Genomic DNA, 24,424 nt, shown 5'->3' on the forward strand with positions numbered 1-24,424 from the left:
CCCTCACCCCGCCGGCAGCCGGCTGAGTGCATCCCGGGCCGCGTCCGCCAGCCGGGGCCGGGGCAGGGCCGCCTCCTCACCACCCTGCGCGCCCCGGAGTCCGCCCCCGCGCTGGTCACCACCCTGTCCCGGCTGCTCGGCCCGGACGAACCGCACTGGCGGGTCGCCCTGGCGTGCGTCGAGGGCCTGGGATCCCTGGGAGACGCCGCCGCCCGCCCGGTCCTGGAGGCGGCCCTGCCCCGGCCCCGGCTGGCGGACGCGGCCCGGGATGCACTCAGCCGGCTGCCGGCGGGGTGAGGGTGCGCACGTACCGCACCTCCGGCACCGCGGCGCCGTCCACGTCGAAGGGCTCCTCGGCCCCGTCCGCGTGGAAGCCCGCGCGCTCGTAGAAGCGGCGGGCCGGGGCGTTCTCCTTCAGCACCCACAGGGCGAGGTCCGGATACCCGGCCGCGGCGGCGCGCGTGAGCACCTCGGTCATCAGGGCCCGGCCCACGCCCGTCCCGGTCTGTTCCGGGAGGACGTAGATCGCGTACAGCTCCCCGCGTTCGAGCCGGCGTCCGTCCTCGCGGTACGGGCCGAGGGCCGCCCAGCCGACGACGCCGGCGCCAGGCCGCTCGGCGACCACGTTGACGACGCCGTTCCGCGAGGCCAGATGGCGGCGCCGGAGTGCCGCGTCCTCGGCGATGTCCATCGCGTCCAGGTGGGCCTGCGGCATCAGCCCCGCGTAGGCGCTCTGCCAGCCGCGTACCCGGACCGTCGCGACGGCCTCGCAGTCCCAGAGCGTCATGTCGCGGACATGCGGAGCGGGGGCGTGCGCGGGGGCCGGTCGATCGATCACTCGGCCATCCTCGCGCACGCCCCCGGGGAAGGCACTGACTTTTCTCAGCCCCGGAATCCCAGCAGGCCGTGCAGCACGCTGCCCCGGTCGCCGTCCGGACGCGCCGCCGGGCGGGCCGACTTGGCGGTTTCCGGTTTCGGGTCGGGGGTCTTCGCGCAGACCGCGTCCGCGTCGCCGCGGCCGGCGCGGGGGACGGTGCCCGTGGCGAGGTAGTCCGTCAGGTAGCGGTCCAGGCAGGCGTTGCCGCTCAGGGTGACGCCGTGGTTGGCGCCGCCCTGCTCGACGACCAGGCGGGAGCCGCGCAGCTTGCGGTGGAGGGTCACTCCGCCCTCGTACGGGGTGGCCGCGTCGTCCGTCGCCTGGAAGAGGAGCACCGGGGGCAGGGCGTGGTTGGACACCCGTACCGGATTCAGCGGCTCCACCGGCCAGTCGGCGCACGGAGCGTTGTACCAGGTGTTGCCCCAGGCCATGAAGGGCGCCTTCGCGTGCACCCGCCAGGTGTCGTTGCGCCAGGTGTTCCAGTCGCGCGGCCAGGAGGCGTCCCGGCACTGCACGGCCGTGTAGACCGAGTAGCCGTTGTCGCCGTCCGCGTCCACCGCGCCGAACCGTTCGAATGCCGCGACGAGCGGCTTCGCGTCCTTGTCGTTGACGTAGGCGGCGAACGCCTCGGCCAGGACCGGCCAGTAGCCGTTGTAGTAGCCACCCGGCAGGAACGTGTCGTCCAGCTCGCCCGCGCCGACCTTCTTGCCCGCCGGACGCTTCTTCACCGCGTCCCGCATCCGGTACCAGGCGGCCTCGACCTTCGCCGGGTCGCTGCCCAGGTGGTAACTGGCGTCGTACTTGGCGACCCACGCGGCGAATGCCTTGTGCCGGGCGTCGAACGCGTAGTCCTGGGTCAGGTTGTCCTCGTACCAGACGCCCTCGGGGTCCACGTTCGAGTCGAGCACGAGGCGCCGGACGCGGTCCGGGAACAGCTTGGCGTACACCGCGCCGAGGTAGGTGCCGTAGGAGTAACCGAAGTAGTTGAGCTGCCGCGAGCCGGTCGCGCGCCGGATCACGTCCAGGTCCTTGGCCGCGCTCACCGTGTCCATGTACGGGAGCAGGTCCGGGTACTTCTCGCCGCAGGCGGCCGCGAAGTCACGGGCGCGGTTGCGGTTGACCCGCTCGCCCCCGAGGGACTGCGGCACCGGGTCGGGCCGGACCGGGTCGAAGTACCCGGGCACGCAGTCCAGGGCGGGCCGGCTCTTCCCGACGCCGCGCGGGTCAAAACCGATCACGTCGTACTGCGAGGCGACCGCCTTCGGCAGCGACGCGGCGACGAACGGGGCCATCGAGAGGCCGCTGCCGCCGGGGCCGCCCGGGTTCACGAGCAGCGGTCCCTGGAAGGTCTTCGAGGTGTGCGGCACGCGGGTCAGCGCCAGGGTGACCTGACGGCCCGCCGGGTCGTCGTGGTCGAGGGGTGCGCGCACCGTCGCGCACTGGAGCGTGGGGGACGACTTCGTCCCGCAGTCCTTCCAGGCGAGCGGTGCGGCACGCGGTGTCGCGGTGTCCGCCGCGGCCGGTGCGGCGGTCACCAGACCGGCGACCGTCGCCCCGGCGGCGAGCAGCATGACTGGACGGTTCGTCATAGGGCCTCCCGTGATGGGGAACACGGCTGCGGGTGACGCAGCCCCCGCCGCATGTTCCCCGCAATCGGCGCCGGAAGGACCCGTTGTGGTGAGAGATGACCCGTTTGCGCGACCGCTCAGAGCAGGGTCAGCTGGGTGGGCTCCGAACCGTCGAGCGGCGGATGTGTCTCGCGCCGGGGGAGCTTGCGCGCCGTGCCCCGGTGCGAGGGCCCGATGCCGTACTCGGCCGCCAACTCGTGCACGTACCGGGTGATGCGCCGCTGATACCAGGTCGGCGCGTAGGCGCCGTCCGCGTACAGCCGCTCGTAGCGCCGTACGAGGTGCGGGTGGTGGCGGCCCAGCCACTCCATGAACCACTCGCGGGCGCCGGGGCGCAGATGCAGCACGAGCGGGGTCACCGAGGTGGCGCCGGCGGCGGCGATCGCGCGGACGGTGGCCCGCAGCTGCTCGGGGCTGTCGCCGAGATGGGGGATGACGGGTGCCATCAGCACCCCGCACCCGATGCCGGCCTCGCTCAGCTTCCGTACGGCGTCGAGCCGGCGCTCGGGCGAGGGTGTGCCCGGCTCCACGGTCCGCCACAGCTCGGGGTCGACGAAGCCCACCGAGACCGAGACGCCGACCTCGGTGATCTCGGCGGCCTGCCGCAGCAGCTCCAGGTCGCGCAGGATCAGCGTGCCCTTCGTCAGGATCGAGAACGGGTTCGCGTGGTCGCGCAGGGCGGTCAGGATGCCGGGCATCAGCCGGTAGCGGCCCTCCGCCCGCTGGTAGCAGTCGACGTTGGTGCCCATCGCGATGTGCGCCCCGTGCCAGCGCGGCGAGGCGATCTCGCGGCGGACCAGTTCGGGGGCGTTGACCTTGACGACGATCTGCGAGTCGAAGCCGAGTCCGGTGTCGAGGTCGAGATAGCTGTGGGTCTTGCGGGCGAAGCAGTACACGCACGCGTGCGAGCAGCCCCGGTACGGGTTCACCGTCCATTCGAACGGCATCCGGGAGGCCCCGGGCACCCGGTTCACGATCGAACGGGCCCGGACCTCGTGGAAGGTGATGCCGCGGAATTCAGGGGTGTCGAAGGTGCGCGTCGTCACCGCGTCCGCGGCGAAGAGCGCACCCGCACCGCTTGTGGGGGTATTGGCGTTGTTCTCGGCCAGATTGTCCCAGCGCATGGACGCCTCCTCGGTAGTTCTGGACCGAGAATAGAACACTTGTTCCCATGATCGTTTTTTACCCTTCGTCCCGGCCCGGATTTTGAGCGGGACACGCGAGGTGATTGGCTCAGCACACCCCGAACAACCGAGTGCTGGAGGAACAGCCATGGCGCAGGTCGAAGCCACGACGGAGCGGACCATCGCGGCGGACGCGGAGGCGGTGTTCGACGCGCTGGCCGACTACAAGGACGTCCGGGGCAAGGTGCTGCCCGCCCACTTCAGCGAGTACGAGGTGCGCGAGGGCGGCGACGGCGAGGGCACCCTCGTCCACTGGAAGCTCCAGGCCACCAGCAAGCGGGTGCGCGACTGCCTCCTGGAGGTCACCGAGCCGACCGACGGGCAGCTCGTGGAGAAGGACCGCAACTCCTCGATGGTCACGACCTGGACCGTCACCCCCGCCGGCGAGGGCAGGTCCACGGCCGTCGTCACGACCGTCTGGGACGGCGCCGGGGGCATCGGCGGCTTCTTCGAGCGGACCTTCGCGCCCAAGGGCCTCGGCCGCATCTACGACGAACTGCTGGCGAACCTCGCCGCCGAGGTCGAGAACTGACCCTTCGTCCGCCCCACCCGGCCTCACCGGTTCGGGTGGTCTTTGCGGCCGGGCGGTTGTGCGCCGTAGTGCCTCCCACCGGGGGATACGCCCCCTGAGTGCGCCGCCGGCGCCCCCCGTCGCGTTTGCCCTCACTTGTCGCGCGATGCGAGAAATGTGCGGCAGCGCAACGAGGGGAGCGGCACGTGGTGGGTGGCATCACACTGTTGGAGGACGAGCCGGGCGGCCCGGGGGACGCCGAGGCGACGCTCGCGACCGCCCCGCCCCCACCACCGCCCGCCGCGAAGGAGACGGCCGCCGGCGAGCCGGACGGCGGGACCGCGACGGACCCCCGCCGCATCCGGCTGGTCTTCGTCGGGCTGATGCTCACGCTCCTGCTCGCGGCGCTCGACCAGATGATCGTGGCCACCGCGCTCCCGAAGATCGTCGGTGAGCTGCACGGCCTGGAGAAGATGTCCTGGGCGGTCACCGCCTATCTGCTCGCCTCCACCATCGGACTGCCGGTCTACGGCAAGCTCGGCGACCTCTTCGGGCGCAAGGGCGTCTTCCAGTTCGCGATCGTCGTCTTCGTCGTCGGCTCGGCACTGGCCGGCTGGTCCCGCACGATGGACCAGCTGATCGCCTTCCGGGCGCTCCAGGGCGTCGGCGGCGGCGGGCTGATGATCGGGGTGCAGGCGATCATCGCGGACGTGGTCCCGCCCCGTGAGCGCGGCCGGTTCATGGGACTCATCGGCGCCGCGTTCGGCCTCGCCTCGGTGGCCGGCCCGCTGCTCGGCGGCTTCTTCACCGACCACGCCTCCTGGCGCTGGTGCTTCTACATCAATGTGCCGTTCGGCCTGGTCACCCTCGCTGTGATCACCGTCGTGCTCAAGCTGCCCCGGCCCACGGTGCGGCCCCGGCTCGACATCCTCGGCGCCGCGCTCCTCGCCGCCGCCTCCACCTGCCTGGTGCTGCTGACCAGCTGGGGCGGCACGGAGTACGCCTGGGGCTCGGGCACCATCCTGGGCCTCGGCGCCGGAGCTGCCGGAACGACTCTGCTGTTCGTCCTCGTCGAGCGCCGCGCCCCCGAGCCGATCATCCCGCTGCGGCTGTTCCGCGACTCGATCTTCAACGTGACCGCCCTGGTCGGCGCGGTCGTCGGCGTCGCGCTGTTCGGAGCGGCCAGCTATCTGCCGACCTTCCTCCAGATGGTCGACGGGGCCACCGCCACAGAGTCCGGCCTGCTGATGCTCCCCATGATGGGCGGCATCGTCGGGGCCTCCGTCGTCTCGGGCCAGCTCATCTCCCGCACCGGGCGCTACCGCGTCTACCCGATCGCGGGCAGCGCGATCTCGGCGGTGGGCATGTGGCTGCTGTCCCGGCTGGAGACCGACACCCCGCGCTTCGAGTACAGCATCGCGCAGGCGGTCCTCGGCCTCGGGATCGGGCTGATCATGCCGGTGCTGGTCCTCGCCGTGCAGAACTCCGTACGGCCGGCCGACCTCGGCACCGCCACCAGCGCCAACAACTACTTCCGGCAGATCGGCGGCAGCGTCGGCGCCGCCGTCTTCGGCACTCTGTTCGCCGGGCGGCTGGCCGACGCGCTCGTCGTCCGGCTGCCCTCCGGCGCGGATCTCCCCGACCCGGAGTCGATCACCCCGCAGCTGGTGCACGCGATGGAGCCCGCGCTGCGGGACGCCTACATCCAGGCGTACGCCGACGCGATGCCCCGGATCTTCCTCTACCTCGTGCCGGTCCTCGTGCTCGGCCTGTTCTTCGCCTTCTTCCTCAAGGAGAAACCGCTGGTGTCCCACAGCCCCGAAACCACCGCAGGACCCGAGACCACCACCGAATACACCCCGATCCCCTCCGCCCGCACCGACCCCGCCGCCCCGTCCGCCGGATACCTCTCCGGCGTCCCGGTCTCCGGCAGCGTCCAGCACTCCGACGGCACGAAGGTCCCGCGCGCCGCCCTCACCCTCATCGACGTCCAGGGCCAGCAGGTCGGCCGGGGCGCCAGCGGCGAGGAGGGCCGGTACGCGCTCAGCGTGCCGGGCGCCGGTTCGTACGTCCTCATCGCCGCCGCCGGTGGCCACCAGCCGCAGGCCGTCAGCGTCACCGTCGGCGAACGCCCCGTCGAACTGGACGTGGTGCTCGGCGGCGCGGGCCGGCTCGCGGGCACCGTCGTGACGGCGGACGGTGTGCCCGTACGGGACGCGGCCGTCACCCTGACCGACGTGCGCGGCGAGGTCGTCGCCTCCACGCGCAGCGGCCGCGAGGGCGGCTACGTGATCACGGAGCTGGTCGCCGGCGAGTACACCCTCGCCGCCTCGGCCCCGGCGTTCCGGCCCGCCGCGCTCCCGGTCAGCGTGCAGGCGGCCAGGGAGACCCGGCAGGACATCGAGCTGGCCGGCGGCGCCGTGCTGCGCGGCATCGTCCGGGCCACGGCCGGGCGGCCCGTCGAGGACGCCCGCGTCACGCTCCTGGACGCGGCGGGCAACGTGGTCGACACCGTGACCACCGGCCCCGACGGCGCGTTCCGGTTCGTCGACCTGTCCACCGGCGAGTACACGGTGATCGCGGCCGGCTACCCGCCCGTCGCCACCGTCCTCCAGGTCGCGGGCGGCGGACGCACCGAACGGGACCTCCAGCTCGGGCACGAGGACTGAACACCCGGGCCGCGCGGGGGTGGTGCGCCCTCCGGTGCGCCAGGCGCACCACCCCCGGGGGTGATTCCGCCGATGACCCGCGGACGCCGGTCGCGGCCCCGTACCGTGGAGTCACGCGCCGCGGCATGTCGCGGTGAGGAAGGAGCCTTCCCCTCATGGACCTCGGTGTGCCGCCGCAGAGGGCACCACAGCAGCGTGACGCCGCGGCGGGCCGCGTGCCGCTCGCCGTGGCCGTCGTCGACACGGAGGGACGCGTCTCGCACTGGTCGACCGGTGCGAGAAAGCTCTTCGGCGTCGCCCGTGAGGACGCGGTGGGCTGCCCGGCCGGTGAACTCCTCCCCGTATCGGGTGTGCTGGCCGGAGGCGACGGGGCGTACGACGGGCAGGGGCCGACGCTGGACGGCTCGCTCAGCGGGGACTTCGACTACCCGGCGGCGGGCTGTGCCCGCCTCGACGAACCCGGGCGCGGCCGGATCGACGTGCTGTGGTGGGCCTACCCGCTCGTCGGCCCCGGACCGGAACAGCTGCTGGTGCTCGCCGCCGACCGCGCCCACCTGCGGGACGCGGCGGACGGCGAGGACGGCACGGCCCGTACGGTCGCCCCCGGCTTCGCCCGGCACACCGACTTCCCCGGCCACGTGGAGCTGTCCGCGCGGCTGCCGGAGATCCTGCCGAACATGAGCGTCCAGGAGGCCACCAGGATCGTCGGCCAGGTCCTCGAACTGGGCTATCCCATCCTGGAGTTCAGTCACCACGACCGCATCCCCGTCACCCCGGACTGGGGCGTGCCCAAGCGCGCCGGAGTGCCGCCGGCGCGCGAGGAGTGGCACGGCGAGGACGCGAGGGTGGTCCCGCAGCGCGCCGCGCCCCGCCCCGAGCTGGACCTCGAGTACGCGGCGGTCCGCGAGCGGCTGGAATTCCTCAACGAGGTGAGCGGCCGCATCGGCACCTCCCTCGACCTCGAACGCACCATCCGCGAGGTCACCAGCGCCGCCGTGCCCCGCTTCACCGACTTCGCGGGTACGCATCTGCGCGCCGCCGTCCTCGCCGGTGAGGGCTTCCCCGACGGACCGCCCGACGTCACCACCGTCTGGCACCGCGTCTGGGTCGAGCACAACGACGAACCGGGCCGCTGGGACGACACCGTGCCCGTCGGCGAGGCCATCGCCTTCCCGGAGCACACCCCGTTCTTCCAGTGCATGGTCACCGGGGAACCGGTCGTCGTCCCGTACGTCAGCGAGGAGTTGAGCAACCGGATCTCGGGCGAGTTCGAGAAGCGCGACCTGCGCCCCCTGATCACGCACCGCTCCCTGCTCATCGTCCCGCTCAAGGCCCGCGACGTGGTCCTCGGCTTCATGGTCCTGATGCGCCGCCCCGGCCGTGAGCCCTTCGACGACATGGACCGCACCACCGGCGCCGAACTCGCCGCGCGGGCCGGGCTCGTCCTCGACAACGCCCGCATGTACACGTACCAGGAGAACGTCGCCGATACGCTCCAGGACAGCATGCTGCCCAACGTCGAGCCCCGTATGGCCGGTTGCGACATCGCCACCCGCTATCTGCCGGGCACCCGGCTCGGCCGGATCGGCGGCGACTGGTTCGACTCGGTGAAGCTCCCCGGCTCGCGCACCGCGCTGGTCGTCGGCGACGTGATGGGGCACGGGCTCAACTCCGCAGCGATGATGGGGCAGTTGCGGACCGCCGTGCTGACCATGGCCACCATGGAGATGCCGCCGGCCCAGCTGCTGCGCAACCTCGACGACCTGGCCCAGCGCCTCGGCGAGCAGTACCTCGCGACCTGCCTCTACGCGGTGTACGACCCCATCGCGGGCGAGCTCCAGATCGCCAACGCGGGCCACATCCCGCCGGTCCTGGTCCGGGCCGAGGACGGCCGGGCCGAATTGCTCGACCTGCCGACCGGGGCGCCCATCGGAGTCGGTGGCGTCGCCTTCGAGACCGCGACCGTGCGGGTGCGCCCCGGCGACCGTCTCGTCCTGTGCACGGACGGCCTGGTGGAGGTGCGCGGCCAGGACATCGGGGCCGGGCTCGCCGCGCTCTGCGCCTCCGCCGCCCATCCCGCCGCGTCGATGGACGACGCCTGCGACACCATCATCCGCGCCCTGAACACCGGCGGTGGGCGCAAGGACGACGTCGCCCTGCTGATGGCCCGGCTCAACGGCATCGCGGACGAGGACGTCGCGGAATGGCAGTTGGCGCTCGACCCGCGCGAGGTGTCCCGGGCCCGTCGCCTGGTGCGCGGCCAGCTGCTCGACTGGGAGCTGCCCGACGCCGTGGAGGCGGCCGAATTGATGGTCAGCGAGCTGGTGACCAACGCGTTCAAGCACGGGCGCACCCACCACATCGGGCTCCGTCTGGTCCGCACCGACGCGCTGCTGTGCGAGGTCAGCGACGACGAGCCCGCCCCTGCCTCGCTCCTCGGGGTCTCCGAGAGCGACGAGTTCGGCCGAGGTCTGATGGTGGTGAGCAGCCTCGCCAAGGAGTGGGGCACCAGCGGCACCGCGCGCGGCAAGACCGTCTGGTTCGAACTCGCCCTCTCCCGCGTTCCCCGACCCCGGGCCAACAGCCGTCGTCGCTGAGGAGTTTGTGTCCGCACCCTTGCCCCGGGACACCTCTGGGCAGTAGTCCCTGGCTGAGCAAGAAGAGCCTGCACCAAGGGACTTGGGAGTACGCATGGGTGTGTCACAGCAATACCGCGAGGCGTGGGAAGGGTACTGGGCGGCCACGTCGGACGAACCCGGCGAGGCCATCTGGGACGCGGAGCCGGGGCTGAGCGCCGTGCCGCACAGCCGGCTGCTCCTGCCGTACGCCGATGCCACACTGCCCGTCGTCGACCTCGGCTGCGGCAACGGCACGCAGACCCGGCACCTCGCGACCCTCTTCCCCCGCGCGATCGGGGTGGACCTGTCCCACGCGGCGATCGAGCACGCCCGGAAGGCGGACACCGGACAGGTCGCCGAGTTCGAAAGCGTGGACCTCACCTACACCGACGCCGTGCGCGCCCTGCGCGACCGCGTCGGGGACACCAACGTCTACATGCGGGCCGTGATCCACCAGAGCGACCCCGAGGCCCGGCCGGCCATCGCCGCCGCCGTGGCCACGCTGCTGGGCGCACGCGGCCGGGCCTTCGTCGCCGAGCTGACCCCCGCCTCCAAGGACGTGCTGCAACGCGCCTCGCAGGGGCCGGACGGGCCGGGGCCGAAGCTGCGCCGGGTCTTCGCACACGGGCTCAAGCCGGCGAGCGCCACCGACGAGGAGGTCCTCCAGCTCCTGAGTGCCGCCGGGCTGACCGTCCTGGACAGCGGCGACACGGTCCTGCCGCAGACCGAGAACCTGCCCGACGGCACCCGGATCGACCTCCCGGCGAGGTGGTTCGTGCTGGCCGCCGGCTGACCCGGGGCATGGACCGGCCCCGCGCGCACACGCGCCCGGGGCCGGTCCGTCCGTCACGGCAGCAGCCGGGGACGGCGCCTCGCCGCGACGTCCTCGACCCACCCGAGGAGCAGCACGGCGGCCGCGACGAGCACCCAGGCGACACCGAACTGGAACCAGGTGCTGTCGAGCGGCAGATACCTCTCGAAGGCCGGTACCTGCCACATCAGGTCGATGACCACGACGCTCAGCATCAGCGCGACCTCGTGCCACAGGTACACTGTCACCGCGCGGGCGTTGAACACCCGCATCACCCGGTCCCACACCGGCCGGTGCGCGAGCCACCCCACGTCCGGCCGGAACCGCAGGAGCAGCAGGACGAAGCCGGCCGACCACAGGGCCTGGGCGAGCGGAATGTCGTCGAGGTCGTACGAGCCGTCGGGCCGGTGGCTCAACGCCCACCAGCCGCCGGCCGCCAGCAGGACGGGCGCGACGGCGAGGACCCGCCCCTGGGGGATCCGGTCCAGGACCCCGTCGCGGTGGGCGAAGCCGAGCAGCCAGCAGACCAGGAACACCGCCCCGTCGCTCAGCGCGCTCCCCAGCCGCCCGTCCGGCCCCCCGCCCAGCCCGGTCAGCACCAGGACGGGCACGAGGGAGAGCGCCAGCACCGGGAGCGGGGCGAGCCGGAAGACCCGCAGCAGCACCGGTGACAGCAGGACGAACCACAGATACGCGCGCAGGTATCCAGAGCACCGCCCAGGCCTGCTCGCCCCACGCGTCACCCGGCGGATCACCGGCCGGCAGCACCCAGTACAGGACGTCCGCGCCCGGGACCCAGCCGTGCAGCAGCATCGCCGCACCCAGGACCAGGCCGAACACCCACAGCGGGATCAGCAGCCGGCGCAGCCGCCCCCGGACCACCTGCCGGGCCGGCCGCTCCAGGGACCGCGCCATCAGCGACCCGGCCTGCACATCACCGCGATGATCGGCGTCAACGACGTGGCGGGGGAGACCTTCACCCTCGCCGACGCCACATCCCTGCGCGCCTTCGCCCACCGCAACGGCGTGGGCGCCCTGTCGATGTGGGCGTCCTTCCGGGACCGGGCGTGCACCGACGGCGAGGACCCGTCGCGGGCCAACGACACCTGCAGCGGCGTGACCCAGCGGGACGGGGCGTTCGCCGAGGCGCTCAGCGGCTGACCGCCGCCCGGAACCTTCCTCACGACAGGTCCCGGCGCCCGTCGTCCTCCCGCATCAGCGCCATCAGGGCCCGTGCCCCCGGGCTCATCGCCCGCGCCTCGGGAAGGACCGCGGCGCTCTCGTAGTACGCCTCCCGCGCACCGGCGGGCCGCACCGCCGCCAGCCCCCGCGCCTCGGGCTTGCGCGAGAAGTGGTGCGGCACGAGCGCGATGCCCAGCTGCTCCTGGACCAGCTCCAGCAGGCTGTGGACGTCGGTCACCTCCAGGGCCACCGTGCGGCGCACCCCGGCCGCCGTGAACGCCGCGTCGGCCGCGCGGCGCGGACCGAAGTCCGGGTGGAAGTCGATGAACGGCTCACCGGCCAGCTCCGCCCAGTCCGGCCGGTCCGCCGCCGCCAGCCGGTGGCCCGGCGCGCACAGCAGCACCATGGGCTCCCGGGCCAGCGGGACCAGCTCGCCGCGCCAGCCCGCCGGGTCCACCGTCGCGGCGAACGCGATGTCCAGCCGGCCGCCCGCCACCCCGTCCACCAGCTTCGCCGTGCCCTCCTGGCGCAGCCGGATCTCCATGTGCGGATGGGCGTGCCGGAAGGCGGCGAGCAACCGCGGCAGCCGCAGCCCGGCCACACACTGCTCCACCCCCACCGACAGGGTCCCGCGCAGCAGACCCCGTACCGCGTCGACGGCCTCCTTCGCGGCCCGCACCCCGGCCAGCGTGCGTTCCGCCTCGACCAGCAGGGCGCGCCCCGCCTCGGTCAGCCGTACGCTGCGCGTGGTCCGGCTGAACAGCGGGGTCCGCAGCTCCTGCTCCAGCGCCCGTACGGAGGCGGACAGACCGGACTGCGAGACGGCGACCCGCTCCGCCGCCCGGGTGAAATGCCGTTCCTCGGCGACGGCCACGAAATGTTCAAGCTGACGCAACTCCATGATTGAGAACTCTAGGCCCTGAATCCAAGCGGAATCTCCTGTTGGACTGCTGGATCGAAGTGAGCGAGCCTGGAGCGGTGCCCGGATCCCGTCCGGGCCGAGCCGGACCGGCACACCGTCCGGCGAACCGGAACGTCTCTCCCGTGGAGCCCGCATGTACATCCCGTCCGCCGACCGCTACGAGAACATGCCCTACCGGCGCACCGGGCGCAGCGGCCTGAAGCTGCCCGCCCTCTCGCTCGGCCTGTGGCACAACTTCGGCGGGGACCGGACACCGCAGACCCAGGGCGAGATCCTGCGCCGCGCCTTCGACCTCGGGATCACCCACTTCGACCTGGCCAACAACTACGGCCCGCCGCCCGGCTCCGCCGAGACCGCGATGGGCCGGGCGCTCGCCACGGACTTCGCCGCCCACCGGGACGAGATCATCGTCTCCACCAAGGCCGGCTACCTGATGTGGGACGGCCCGTACGGCGAGTGGGGTTCGCGCAAGAACCTGCTGTCCTCGCTCGACCAGAGCCTCGGCCGGCTCGGCCTGGACTACGTCGACATCTTCTACTCCCACCGGCCGGACCCCGAGACCCCGCTCGAAGAGACCATGGGCGCGCTCGACGCGGCCGTACGGCAGGGCAAGGCGCTCTACGTGGGTGTCTCCAACTACTCACCCGAGCAGACCCGCGAGGCCGCCCGCATCCTGAAGGACCTCGGCACCCCGCTCCTCATCCACCAGCCGCGCTACTCGATGCTCGACCGCCGGCCCGAGGACGGACTGCTCACCGCCCTGGACGAGCTGGGCGTCGGCTCCATCGCCTACTCCCCGCTGGAGCAGGGCATCCTCTCCGACCGCTACCTGGACGGCATCCCGGAGGGCTCCCGCGCCGCGGGCAGCAGCCCCTTCCTGTCGGCCGAGGCGGTCACCCCGAACCTCGTCTCCCGGCTCCGCGAACTGAACGAACTCGCCGCCGCGCGTGGCCAGTCGCTCGCCCAGCTCGCCCTGGCCTGGGTGCTGCGCGGCGGGCGCGTCACCTCCGCCGTGGTCGGCGCGAGCAGCGTCGCCCAGCTGGAGAACAACGTCGAGACGGTCCGCAACCTGGACTTCACCGACAAGGAACTCGCCCGCATCGAGAAGCTGCTGAAGGGTGCCAAGCGCGGCTGACGGCCGGTGCCCCCGGCGGCCCGCACCGGCCGCCGGGGGTGTCATTGGAATGGACCTGTGGCGTGTCCGGCACCCCTGGCCTGCGCGTTCATCGACGCGTACCGTGTGGCCGCATGAAGATCCTCGTCAGCGCCGACATGGAAGGCGCCACCGGCGTGACCTGGCCGGCCGACGTGCTGCCCGGCACGTCGCAGTGGGAGCGGTGCCGCTCCCTGTTCACCTCCGACGTCAACGCCGCCGCCCTCGGCTTCTTCGACGGGGGAGCGGACGAGGTGCTGATCAACGAGGCCCACTGGACCATGCGCAACCTGCTGCTGGAGCACATGGACGAGCGCGTCCAGATGCTCACCGGCAAGCACAAGTCGCTGAGCATGGTGGAGGGCATCCAGCACGGTGACGTCGACGCGGTCGCCTTCGTCGGCTACCACACCGGCGCCGGCACGGAAGGCGTCCTGGCCCACACCTACCTCGCCAACTCCATCACCGGCGTCTGGCTGAACGGGGTACGGGCGAGCGAGGGCCTGCTCAACGCCCATGTCGCCGCCGAGTACGGCGTGCCCGTCGTCCTCGTCACCGGGGACGACCTGACCTGCGTGGACGCCGAGGGGTACGCCCCCGACGCGCGGAAGGTCGCCGTCAAGGACTACGTGTCGCGTTACGCCGCCGTCTGCCGCACCCCCGCCCGGACCGCCGCCGACATCCGGGCCGCCGCGGCCGGGGCCGTCTCCCTGGCCGGCCGGTACACACCGGTGGAGGGCGGGCCCTTCACCGTGGAGCTGGAGTTCGACGCCGAACACCTGGCCGCGGCGGCCACCGTCGTCCCCGGGGTCGCGCCGAGCGGCGAGAGGCGGGTCTCCTACACCAGCGCGACGATGTACGAAGGTATCCGCACGTTCAAGGCGGTGACGACGATCGTCTCGTCCGCCGTGGAGGAACAGTATGGCTGAGGCGACCGCCCCCCAGGACTCCGTCGACGCCCTCGCGCTCGACGAATCGGTGACGTTCACCTCCGAACTGATCCGCATCGACACCACCAACCGGGGCGGTGGCGACTGCCGCGAACGGCCCGCCGCCGAGTACGTCGCCGAGCGCCTCGCCGCCACCGGCCTCGAACCCGCGCTCCTGGAACGCACCCCCGGCCGTACCAACGTGGTCGCCCGGATTCCCGGCACCGACCCGGCCGCGCCCGCGCTCCTGGTCCACGGCCACCTGGACGTCGTGCCCGCCGAGGCCGCCGACTGGACCGTGCACCCCTTCTCCGGCGAGGTGCGCGACGGCACCGTCTGGGGGCGCGGCGCCATCGACATGAAGAACATGGACGCGATGGTCCTCGCCGTCGTCCGGTTTTGGGCCCGCGCCGGCATCCGCCCCCGCCGCGACATCGTCATCGCGTACACCGCCGACGAGGAGGCCAGCGCCGAGGACGGCTCCGGCTTCCTCGCCGACCGGCACGCCGGCCTCTTCGACGGCTGTACGGAGGGCATCAGCGAGTCCGGCGCCTTCACCTTCCACGCCGGGCCGAACCTGCCGCTCTACCCCATCGGCGCCGGCGAGCGAGGCACCGGCTGGCTGAAGCTCACCGCCCACGGCAAGGCCGGCCACGGCTCCAAGGTCAACCGCGCCAACGCCGTCAGCGCGCTCTCGGCGGCCGTCGCCCGCATCGGTGAGTACGAGTGGCCCGTCCGGCTCACCCCGACGGTCCGTGCCGCGCTGATCGAGATCGCCGCACTCCACGGCATCCACCCCGACCTCGACGCCCCCGGCTTCGACGTCGACGAACTCCTCGGCAAGATGGGACCGGCCGCCGACCTCGTCGCCCCGACCGTCCGCAACAGCTCCAACCCGACGATGCTGGAGGCCGGTTACAAGGTCAACGTCATCCCGGGGCACGCCACCGCCCACATCGACGGCCGGACCGTCCCCGGCGGCGACGAGGAGTTCCGCGCCACCCTCGACCGGCTCACCGGCCCCGCGGTCGACTGGGAGTTCGCCCACCGCGAGGTCGCCCTCCAGGCCCCCGTCGACTCGCCCACGTACGCCAAACTCCGCGCCGCCATCGAGCGGTTCGACCCGGACGGGCACGTCGTGCCGTACTGCATGTCCGGAGGCACCGACGCCAAGCAGTTCTCCCGGCTCGGTATCACCGGCTACGGTTTCTCGCCGCTGAAGCTGCCCGTCGGCTTCGACTACCAGGCCCTCTTCCACGGCGTGGACGAGCGCGTCCCCGTCGACGCGCTGCACTTCGGCGTCCGGGTCCTGGACCACTACCTGCGCACCGCCTGAACCACTCGGGGGAGACCGACACCCATGCCATCCACACAGTCCTACGGCAGCTGGCCCTCGCCCATCGACGCGGCCCTGGCCGCCTCCCACGACGGCCGCCCCGAGTACGCGGGCGCGGTCGGCGACGAGCTGTGGTGGACCGAACCGCGCCCCGCCGAAGCCGGCCGGCGCGCCCTCGTCCGCCGGGCCGCCGACGGCACCACCACCGAACTGCCCGCACCCTGGAACGCCCGCAGCCGCGTCATCGAGTACGGCGGACAGCCCTGGGCCGGCACCGCACGCACGCAGGGCGGCCCGCTGATCGTCTTCGTCCACTTCGACGACCAGCGGCTGTACGCGTACGAACCCGACGGCGACCGCGCACCGTGGCCCCTCACCCCCGTCTCCTCCGCCGGCGGCGGACTGCGCTGGGCCGACCCTCGCCCGCACCCCGGCCGGGGCCCGGCGGGCGAGGTCTGGTGCGTCCTGGAGGAGTTCACCGGCGACGCGCCCACCGAACTGCGCCGCGTCCTCGCCGCCGTACCGCTGGACGGATCGGCGGCCGAGGACCGTACCGCCGTACGCGAACTCACCGACGAGCGGCACCGGTTCGTCACCGCGCCCGAGGTCTCGCCCGACGGACGCCGCGCCGCGTGGATCGGCTGGGACCACCCGCGCATGCCCTGGGACGGCACCGAGGTCCTGGTCGCCGCGATCGGGGACGACGGCACCTTCCACGACGTCCGCACCCTCGCGGGAGGCCCGGACGAATCCGTACCGCAGATCCAGTGGGCCCCCGACGGGCGGCTGCTCCTCGCGAGCGACCGCAGCGGCTGGTGGAACCTGTACCGCCTGGACCCTGACAGCGGCGCCACCGAGGAACTCTGCCCCAGGGAGGAGGAGTTCGCCGGACCGCTGTGGAAGATCGGGCTCGCCTGGTTCCGGCCGCTGGAGAACGGGCTGATCGCCACCGTCCACGGCAAGGGCACCACCACCCTCGGCATCCTCGACCCGGAGACCGGCGACCTCGTCGATGTCGCCGGACCCTGGACCGAGTGGGCCGCCACCCTCACCGTGCGCGGCAGCCAGGTCATCGGCGTCGCCGCGAGCCCGCACAGCGCGTACGAGATCGTGGAGCTGGACACCGCGACCGGGCACACCCGGATCATCGGCGCCCCGCACGAGGACGCGGTCGACCCCGCGTACTACCCGCAGCCCGTCGTCCGCACCTTCACCGGGCCCGGCGGGCGCGAGATCCACGCCCAGGTCTACCCGCCGCGCAATCCCGGACACACCGGCCCCGACGGCGAGTCGCCCCCCTACGTGGTGTGGGCGCATGGCGGGCCCACCGGCCATGCCGCGCTCGTCCTGGACCTGGAGATCGCCTACTTCACCTCACGCGGCATCGGCGTCGCCGAGGTCAACTACGGCGGCTCCGCCGGATACGGCCGCGACTACCGAAACCGGCTGCGCGAGCAGTGGGGCGTCGTCGACGTGGAGGACTGCGCCGCCGTCGCCGGGGCGCTCGCCGCCGAGGGCACCGCCGATCCCGGACGGCTGGCCATCCGGGGCGGCAGCGCCGGCGGCTGGACCAGCGCAGCGTCCCTGACCGGCACCGACGTCTACGCCTGCGGCACCGTCATCTACCCCATCCTCGACCTCGCCGGCTGGGGCACCGACGAGACCCACGACTTCGAGTCCCAGTACCTGGAGTCGCTGGTCGGTCCCCTCGCCGAGGTCCCCGAGCGCTACCGCGAACGCTCCCCGGTCACCCGCACCGACCGGCTCACCGTGCCGTTCCTGCTGCTCCAGGGCGAGGACGACCCCATCTGCCCGCCCGTGCAGTGCGAACGCTTCCTCGCCGCCGTCGAGGGGCGCGGCATCCCGCACGCGTACCGCACCTACCCGGGCGAGGGCCACGGCTTCCGCCGCGCCGACACCATGATCGACGCGGTCGAGTCCGAACTCTCCCTTTACGCCCAGGTGTTCGGCTTCGAGCGGTCCGACGTGCCGCCGCTGGAGCTGAAGAAGTGACCCTCCCCCCGTCGCCCCTCGCCCCGCTGACCCGACCCGCCCGGCTGCGCCCCGGGGCCAGGGTCGCCGTCGTCTCCCCGAGCGGACCCGTGCCCGCCGAACGGCTGGAACCCGGTCTCGACATCCTGCGCGGCTGGGGCCTGGACCCCGTGCCGATGCCCCATGTCCTCGATGTGCACCGGCAGTTGGACTACCTCGCCGGTGCGGACGAGGCGCGGGCCCGGGACTTCCGGGACGCCTGGTGCGACCCGTCCGTGGACGCGGTGATCTGCGCGCGCGGCGGCTACGGGGCACACCGCATGGTGGACCTGGTGGACTGGGCGGCGGTGCGGGCGGCCGGCCCCAAGGCGTTCGTCGGCTACAGCGATGTCACCGTGCTCCACGAGGCGTTCGCGCTGCGGACCGGGTTCACCACACTGCACGGGCCCATGGTGGGCACCGAGACGTTTCTCAAGGACCCGCGCACCCAGGAGTCGCTGCGCGCCACCCTCTTCGCGCCGGAGACGCAGCTGACCCTGGGCCTGGAGGAGGCGCGGGCGCTGGTGCCGGGCCGGGCGCGCGGCATCACGTACGGCGGCTGTGTCAGCCTGCTCGCCGCCGACCTGGGCACCCCGCACGGCCGCGCCTCGGCCCGGGGCGGGCTGCTCGTCATCGAGGACACCACCGAGGACCCGTACAGCCTCGACCGCATCCTCACCCAGCTGCTGCGGGCCGGGGCGCTGGACGGCGTCGCCGGGGTGGCCTGCGGGTCCTGGGCGGGGTGCGGACCGTACGAGAAGGTGCGGGCGGTCCTGGCGGACCGGCTCGGCGGGCTGGGCGTCCCGGTCGTCGAGGAGCTGGGCTTCGGGCACGGGCCCACCGGGCTCACGATCCCGCTCGGGGTGGCGGCGGTGCTCGACGCCCCGGCGGACGGCGGCCCGGCCACCCTCACGATCGAGGTGCCCGCACTGGTCTGACCTGCTGCCGACCCGGCCCCCGTCACCCGAATGGCCGTACATCTGTGCTGCCGGGGACGGGGGCGGCGCCATCCTGGAGCCCCGGGGCGACGGCCGTTCAGGGCCGGGAAAGGGGCTGCTCATGAGCCCGAAGGACGTGTCGAGCAGCGGGAAGAGCGGCAGCGGGGCCTTCACCCCGGGCCGCATCCTAGTCCTCGTCATCGCGGTGCTCTCGGTCGTGTTCATCGCCGAGAACACCCAGGATGTCAAGGTCCGTCTCATCGTCCCGCTGGTCACCGCGCCGCTCTACGTGTGGCTGGTCGTGATGTTCGTGGCGGGCATGGCCTGCGGCGCGTACGTCTTCCGCAGGCGGCCCAAGTAGCGGCGACGGCCGTGGGTCCAGGGCGGTCAAGCCCTGGACCCACGGCCGTTCTACGCTGGGGCGATGTCCGACACCCGCTATCCGGCCGAGGGATCGCGCACCGCGATCCGCCCCTTCACCCTCGGCGACGCCGACGAGTTCACCACCCGGGCCCGGGAGAGCATCGCGCTGCACCGGCCCTGGCTGTTCCCGCCCACCACTCCCGACGCCTACGCCGCCTATGCGGGCGCACTCATCGACGACCCGGCGCGAGCGGGTTTCCTCGTGTGCGAGCGAGGCCCGGCGGGCGGACCCGGCGACGGCGCGATCGCCGGGTTCATCAACATCAACAACATCGTCGCCGGTGCCTTCCGCTGCGGCGCGCTCGGCTACGGCGGCTTCGCCCACGCGACCGGGCGCGGTCTCATGAGCGAGGGGCTGGGCCTCGTCCTGGACCACGCCTTCGGCCCGCTCGGTCTGCACCGTCTTGAAGCCAACATCCAGCCGGACAACGAGGGTTCGATCGCGCTCGTGCGCCGGGCGGGCTTCCGTCTCGAAGGCTATTCGCCGGACTTCCTCCACATCGACGGCGCGTGGCGGGACCACGAACGCTGGGCGATCACCGCCGAGATGCGCTGACGCTACTTGACCAGCCGCTGTGCCGCCTCCGCGATGTGCGTGCGGGAGATCCCGGCGGCGTCGAGCAGCTCGCCCGTGGTGCCGGAACCGGGGAGGTTATTCCCGGCGAGGTGGACGAAGGCCGGGTGGCTGCCGGACTCCGCGAGCGAGGACAGCACCGCCTCGCCGATCCCGCCCTCGGGGTGGTGGTCCTCGACGACGACGAGGGCCCCGGTCTCGCGCGCCGCGCGGGCCAGCGCGTCGGCGTCGAGCGGCTTGACCGAGTAGAGGTCGATGACCCGGGCCCGTACGCCCCGCTCGGCCAGCAGCTCGGCCGCGGCCAGGCACTCGTGCAGCGTGACACCGGCGCCGACCAGGGTGACCTGGTCGTCGTCGCCGTGGCGCAGGGTCTTGGAGCCGCCTACGGGGAACGTCTCCTCGCTCCCGTAGAGCACCGGGTAGGCGCCGCGCGTGGTGCGCAGGTACGAGATGCCGTCGATGTCGGCCATCGCCACGGTCAGGGCCGCCGCCGAGGTGGCGTCGCTCGGGTAGAGCACGGTCGAGCCGCGCACCGCGCGCATCATGGCCAGGTCCTCGACGCCCATCTGGGAGGGGCCGTCCGCGCCGATCTCCACCCCGCTGTGGGTGCCACACAGCGCCATCGTGATGTCCGAGACGGCGGCCATGCGGATGAAGTCGTGCGCCCGGGTGAGGAACGCGGCGAACGTGGTGGCGTACGGACGGAAGCCGCGCACGGCCATGCCGACGGCCTCGGCGATCATCTGCTGTTCCGCGATGTACGTCTGGAAGAAGCGGTCGGGGTACGCCTTCTTGAAGTCCTCGGAGTGCGTGGAGTTGCCGACCTCCGCGTCCAGGGCGACGACGTCGGGCCGCACGCCCAGGGCGACCAGCGCCTTGCCGAAAGCGACCCGGGTGGCGATCTCGTCGCCCTTCTCGAAGCGCGGCAGCTCCACGGTGGCGCCGGTGCGCGCGGGGGCGGGCTCCGCCTTCGGGGGCCTGGGGCCCTCCACCCGCAGATCGCGGTCGCCGCCCAGCTCCTCCACCGCCCGCTCGGCCAGGTCCTCGGGCAGAGGCTTGCCGTGCCAGCCTTCCTTGTCGGCGACCTCGCTCACCCCGCACCCCTTGACGGTCTTCGCCACGATCACGGTGGGTGCGGTGCCGTCGGCGGCGGTCTTCATCGCGCGGTCGATCGCGGTCAGGTCGTGGCCGTCGACGACGAGGGCACGGCAGCCGAACGCCTCGACGCGGCGCGCGTAGGTGTCGGTGTCCCACTGCAGCTCGGTGGGGCCGGACTGCCCGAGGCGGTTGACGTCGATGATCGCGGTGAAGTTGCCCAGCTTGTGCTGGCCGGCCTTGTCCAGGGCCTCCCACACGGACCCCTCGGCCATCTCGCTGTCGCCGCACAGCACCCACACCCGGTACGGCTGCTTCTCCAGGTCCCGCCCGGCGAGCGCGATGCCGACGCCGTAGGCGATGCCCTGCCCCAGTGAGCCGGTGGCCACGTCCACCCAGGGCAGCTCCGGTGTCGGGTGGCCCTGAAGCCGGTGTCCGAAGCGGCGGTACGTGGTCATCAGCTCCTCGTCGCCGATGGCACCGGCCGCCTTGAACATGGCGTACAGGAGCGGCGAGGCATGGCCCTTGGAGAAGACGAGGTGATCGCCAGCCGGATTGTCGGGGGCGTTCCAGTCGTAGCGCAGATGGCGGGTCATGAGGACGGCCATCAGATCGGCCGCGGACAGGCTGGAGGTGGGGTGCCCGGAGCCGGCCGAGGTACTGGCGCGCACCGAGTCCACCCGCAGCTGCTGGGCGAGCTCGAAGACCTCGGTCAGGTCGCTGTCGGGGCCGAGTGTGGTGGCCTGTTCGGTGGTCATGGGGGCCGGACCTTTCGTAGGGAGTCGGATGACGGAACGGGTTCCCGAATCCGTCCGGTCCATCACCTTCCGGGCGCAGGTTGCCCCCTTTGCGCCGGGGAGGCGGTCCTCGTGGACACGCGTCCCCGGGGAAACGTCACGGTGTGTGACCGGGGCGGCGAGTCGGCTGGAGCCCTTGCGTCCGGCGCGTGCCGCACGCCAGACGGAAGGGCTCCAGCGGTACGGGTCAGCGGTCGGCCGAGCTCCCGCGCACGACGCAGGAGCGGCTGTTCTCCCAGCCCCAGCCGTCACCGTCGGGGTCGGACGAGGCGCTGACGCAGTACGGGTAGCCGTTCGGGGCGGTGCCGGTGCCGCCGGTCGAACCGCCTCCGTAGACCGTGGCGCGCACGGAGGTGGCGACGATGCCGTTGCCGCCGTTGAACAGGCGGTCGCCCCAGCTGGTCAGCGAGTTCGGATCGAAGCCGTTGACCAGGTCGAGGTATTCGATCCCGCTGCCGTTGCCGCTCCACGACCATCCGAGGTATCCCACCCGCAGGGACTGGGCCGTGGCCATGATCGCGTCCTCGTCGGGGTTCCCGTCGCTGTGCATGTTCCCGAACTCACCGACCACGAGGGGCAGGTGGTTGTTGACGAAGTGGTTCAGGTAGTCCTGCACCTCGGTGGCCGTGTCGTAGACCCCGTACATGTGGATGGAGAAGACGGTGTTCCGGTCCGGGTCGGCGGCGAACACCGAAGCGGCGTTGTCCCGCATCGTGCCGGACCAGTCCTGGCCCCAGTTCGGGGCGTCCACCATCAGGGCGTGCCGCAGCCCGGCGCCCCGGAGCTTGCCGATGGCGCTCTTGGTCGCCGAAGTCCAGCCCTCGTAGCCGGTGTTGCCGAAGGGCTCGTTGCCGATGTTGACGACGACGTAGTCCTCCTGGCCCTCCAGCGCGCTCTTGACGCCGATCCAGTAGTCGGCCGCCTTGTCCAGGGTGGTGGCGGCGGAGTCCTCGCCGTAGCCGGTGGTGTCGTGCACCTCCAGGACGCAGATGACCTTGGCGGCCTTGCACCGGCCGATGATCGAGGAGACCTCGGACGCGCTGGTCCGCGTCCACCGGTCGCCGCTGCCCAGGACGACCCGGACGGTGTTGGCGCCCTTGGCGGCGATGTCGGAGATGGCGCTGGTCCGCTCCGGGTACCAGGCGTGCGCGTGGTTGACGCCGCGCATCACGAACTCGGTTCCGTTGGCCTCGTACAGACGGCCGCCGCTGACATGGAGGCCGGTGTCCGCGGCCTGGGCGGGAGACGCGGGGCCGAGGACCGGGAGCAGGGCGGCCGCCATACCGGTGACCAGTGCGGCCACGGCGGCGAGCAGGGACCTTCGGAGTGGCTGCTTCATGGCTCTCCTCGGTTCAAGGGGGTGATGGGTGCAGGGTTCGACGGCCGTTCCGCCCGGCGGACGCTCACACGGGACAACGTTGTCAGGCTGGTTGGGGCCGGGTGACGGGGCGAGATGCTGGGGCGCCGGGCCGTGGTGCGTGTTTCCGCTCCGGCCCGTGACCGCCCCCATATGAGGCATCGGGTGTTCCGGTCATGTCAATAGATGGGTCATCCGCATTTCGCGCCCCGCTCGCGGCCGGGCGGAATGCGTCGGGCTTTCCGGCCTGTTCGGAGTGCCTTTCGTGGGATTCGAGGACGCTCCGAGAAAAGTGAGGCATTGCTAAACGATTACTCAACTAAACCAGCACACTAGACAACGTTGTCACCGCCCGGCAGAGTACGGCTGGGGGCGAGGTGCGCTCCCTCGTGAAAGGGCGGGACGTGATGGTGTACGGAGCACTTGACATCGGCGGGACCAAGATCGCCGGAGCGCTCGTCGATGAGAGCGGGACCCTGATCGCGCGGGCGCGCCGTGCCACCCCGGCGCGGCGGCCGGCGGACGAGCCGGCCGCCGCCGTCACCGCCGTGCTGGACGAGCTGGCGGCACATCCGGCCTGGGCGGAGCTCACCTGCCTCGGCATAGCCAGCGCGGGCCCGGTCGACGCGGCCGGAGGCACCGTGAGCCCCGTGAACATTCCGGCCTGGCGCGGATTCCCGCTGGTCGAGCTGGTGCGCACGCATCCGGCGACGCCGGCGGGCATCGGGCCCGTGCTCGTCGGCGACGCGGTGGCGATGACCGCCGCCGAACGCTGGCTCGGCGCCGCACGCGGCGTCGCCAACGCCCTGTGCATGGTGGTCTCCACCGGAGTGGGCGGCGGGCTGGTCCTCGACGGACGGGTGCACGAGGGCCGGACGGGCAACGCCGGTCACATCGGCCACATCACGGTCGACCTCAACGGCCCCCGCTGCCCCTGCGGCGCGCCCGGGTGCGTGGAGACCTTCGCCAGCGGGACGGCCATCGCGGCGCATGCCCGCGCTCTGGGGTGGACGGCTCCCCACGGTGGCGCTTCCGACGCCGCGGCGGTCGCCGAAGCGGCGCGGGGCGGTGACGAGCGGGCGCGTGCTGCCTACGAGCGGGCCGCGCAGGCCCTGGCCGCCGCTATCGCCGCGACGGCTGCGCTCGTGGAGCTGGAGCGTGTGGTTATCGGGGGCGGTGTCGCCCAGGCCGGGGAGGTCCTGTTCGCCCCGCTGCGGCGCCGCATGGCCGATTACGCCGTACTCGACTTCGTCCGGGGCCTGCCCGTCGTTCCCGCCGCCCTGGCGCTGGACGCCGGGCTCGTCGGCGCGGCTGCCGCGGCCGCAGGTGCGCGGGTCGCCGGCTCCGTACCCGTCCTGCGCCTCTGATCCCGGCCGGATCGCCGTGTGC

Annotated in this window: 19 protein-coding genes and 2 pseudogenes; 14 read left to right on the top strand and 7 right to left on the bottom strand. The window is 72.7% G+C overall.

The annotated features are described in order from the left end of the window. Positions 1-297, top strand: a pseudogene (locus EAO73_RS02260) (hypothetical protein); the annotation flags it as partial. Here EAO73_RS02260 and EAO73_RS02265 read toward each other — a convergent pair. From EAO73_RS02265 to EAO73_RS02275, 3 genes are all read right to left on the bottom strand, one after another. Continuing rightward, a complete protein-coding gene (locus EAO73_RS02265) occupies positions 275-838 on the bottom strand; it encodes an N-acetyltransferase family protein (RefSeq protein ID WP_412074557.1) in 564 nt (187 codons plus the stop codon). The pseudogene EAO73_RS02260 and the gene EAO73_RS02265 sit on opposite strands and share 23 nt — an antisense overlap. Before the next feature lie 44 nt (positions 839-882). Beyond that, positions 883-2,466, bottom strand: a complete 1,584-nt coding sequence (locus EAO73_RS02270; protein ID WP_147969754.1) for an alpha/beta hydrolase — start codon at positions 2,464-2,466, stop codon at positions 883-885. A 116-nt stretch (positions 2,467-2,582) separates the two neighbouring features. Continuing rightward, the gene (locus EAO73_RS02275) at positions 2,583-3,629 is read right to left on the bottom strand and encodes an Rv2578c family radical SAM protein (protein WP_147969755.1); all 1,047 of its coding nucleotides are present in this window, start codon (positions 3,627-3,629) and stop codon (positions 2,583-2,585) included. A gap of 148 nt (positions 3,630-3,777) precedes the next feature. On the opposite strand from EAO73_RS02275, the gene EAO73_RS02280 reads away from it, so the two are divergent. The 4 genes from EAO73_RS02280 to EAO73_RS02295 all read left to right on the top strand — a co-directional run bounded on the left by EAO73_RS02280 (position 3,778) and on the right by EAO73_RS02295 (position 10,280). Next, complete coding sequence (locus EAO73_RS02280; protein WP_147969756.1) at positions 3,778-4,221, top strand: SRPBCC family protein; 444 nt, start codon at positions 3,778-3,780, stop codon at positions 4,219-4,221. A 185-nt stretch (positions 4,222-4,406) separates the two neighbouring features. Then, entirely contained in the window at positions 4,407-6,869 is a 2,463-nt protein-coding gene (locus tag EAO73_RS02285) for an MFS transporter (RefSeq protein ID WP_147969757.1), read from the top strand. A 155-nt stretch (positions 6,870-7,024) separates the two neighbouring features. Next, positions 7,025-9,466 carry a SpoIIE family protein phosphatase gene (locus tag EAO73_RS02290; RefSeq protein WP_147969758.1) on the top strand — a complete coding sequence of 814 codons (2,442 nt, stop codon included), beginning with the start codon at positions 7,025-7,027 and terminating at the stop codon, positions 9,464-9,466. A 94-nt stretch (positions 9,467-9,560) separates the two neighbouring features. Beyond that, positions 9,561-10,280, top strand: coding sequence for a class I SAM-dependent methyltransferase (locus EAO73_RS02295; RefSeq protein WP_147969759.1), 720 nt, complete (start codon positions 9,561-9,563; stop codon positions 10,278-10,280). Positions 10,281-10,333: 53 nt separating this feature from the next. Here EAO73_RS02295 and EAO73_RS02300 read toward each other — a convergent pair. Then, a pseudogene (locus tag EAO73_RS02300) lies at positions 10,334-11,225 on the bottom strand (acyltransferase family protein); the annotation flags it as partial. 15 nt (positions 11,226-11,240) lie between these two features. Here EAO73_RS02300 and EAO73_RS02305 point away from each other — a divergent pair. Then, the gene (locus EAO73_RS02305) at positions 11,241-11,459 is read left to right on the top strand and encodes a hypothetical protein (protein WP_224756147.1); all 219 of its coding nucleotides are present in this window, start codon (positions 11,241-11,243) and stop codon (positions 11,457-11,459) included. A 19-nt stretch (positions 11,460-11,478) separates the two neighbouring features. Here the strand turns inward: EAO73_RS02305 and EAO73_RS02310 are convergent, their stop codons facing one another. Beyond that, positions 11,479-12,381 (bottom strand): LysR family transcriptional regulator, encoded by a 903-nt coding sequence (locus EAO73_RS02310; protein WP_147969760.1) that lies wholly within the window; start codon positions 12,379-12,381, stop codon positions 11,479-11,481. 154 nt (positions 12,382-12,535) lie between these two features. Here EAO73_RS02310 and EAO73_RS02315 point away from each other — a divergent pair, with 154 nt between their 5' ends. From EAO73_RS02315 to EAO73_RS02345, 7 genes are all read left to right on the top strand, one after another. Beyond that, the gene (locus EAO73_RS02315; RefSeq protein ID WP_147969761.1) at positions 12,536-13,537 is read left to right on the top strand and encodes an aldo/keto reductase; all 1,002 of its coding nucleotides are present in this window, start codon (positions 12,536-12,538) and stop codon (positions 13,535-13,537) included. 113 nt (positions 13,538-13,650) lie between these two features. After that, the gene (locus tag EAO73_RS02320) at positions 13,651-14,484 is read left to right on the top strand and encodes a M55 family metallopeptidase (RefSeq protein WP_147969762.1); all 834 of its coding nucleotides are present in this window, start codon (positions 13,651-13,653) and stop codon (positions 14,482-14,484) included. Beyond that, the gene (locus EAO73_RS02325) at positions 14,477-15,820 is read left to right on the top strand and encodes a M20/M25/M40 family metallo-hydrolase (protein ID WP_147969763.1); all 1,344 of its coding nucleotides are present in this window, start codon (positions 14,477-14,479) and stop codon (positions 15,818-15,820) included. The genes EAO73_RS02320 and EAO73_RS02325 overlap by 8 nt, the downstream gene beginning before the upstream one ends. Before the next feature lie 24 nt (positions 15,821-15,844). Next, on the top strand, positions 15,845-17,833 hold the full coding sequence (locus EAO73_RS02330; RefSeq protein WP_147969764.1) for a prolyl oligopeptidase family serine peptidase: 1,989 nt from the start codon (positions 15,845-15,847) through the stop codon (positions 17,831-17,833). Then, the gene (locus tag EAO73_RS02335) at positions 17,830-18,789 is read left to right on the top strand and encodes a S66 peptidase family protein (protein ID WP_147969765.1); all 960 of its coding nucleotides are present in this window, start codon (positions 17,830-17,832) and stop codon (positions 18,787-18,789) included. Before EAO73_RS02330 ends, EAO73_RS02335 begins: the two co-directional genes overlap by 4 nt. 121 nt (positions 18,790-18,910) lie before the next feature. Continuing rightward, entirely contained in the window at positions 18,911-19,150 is a 240-nt protein-coding gene (locus EAO73_RS02340) for a LapA family protein (protein ID WP_147969766.1), read from the top strand. Positions 19,151-19,213: 63 nt separating this feature from the next. Further along, a complete protein-coding gene (locus EAO73_RS02345) occupies positions 19,214-19,768 on the top strand; it encodes a GNAT family N-acetyltransferase (protein WP_147969767.1) in 555 nt (184 codons plus the stop codon). 2 nt (positions 19,769-19,770) lie between these two features. Here EAO73_RS02345 and EAO73_RS02350 read toward each other — a convergent pair whose 3' ends face one another. After that, positions 19,771-21,639 (bottom strand): transketolase, encoded by a 1,869-nt coding sequence (locus EAO73_RS02350; RefSeq protein ID WP_147969768.1) that lies wholly within the window; start codon positions 21,637-21,639, stop codon positions 19,771-19,773. 226 nt (positions 21,640-21,865) lie between these two features. After that, positions 21,866-23,017, bottom strand: coding sequence for a cellulase family glycosylhydrolase (locus EAO73_RS02355; RefSeq protein WP_191133902.1), 1,152 nt, complete (start codon positions 23,015-23,017; stop codon positions 21,866-21,868). 425 nt (positions 23,018-23,442) lie between these two features. Here EAO73_RS02355 and EAO73_RS02360 point away from each other — a divergent pair, with 425 nt between their 5' ends. Beyond that, entirely contained in the window at positions 23,443-24,402 is a 960-nt protein-coding gene (locus EAO73_RS02360; protein WP_147969991.1) for an ROK family protein, read from the top strand. Positions 24,403-24,424: the final 22 nt, after the last annotated feature.

Origin of the sequence: Streptomyces sp. col6 (genome assembly GCF_008042035.1) — a bacterium.
Lineage (GTDB): Bacteria > Actinomycetota > Actinomycetes > Streptomycetales > Streptomycetaceae > Streptomyces.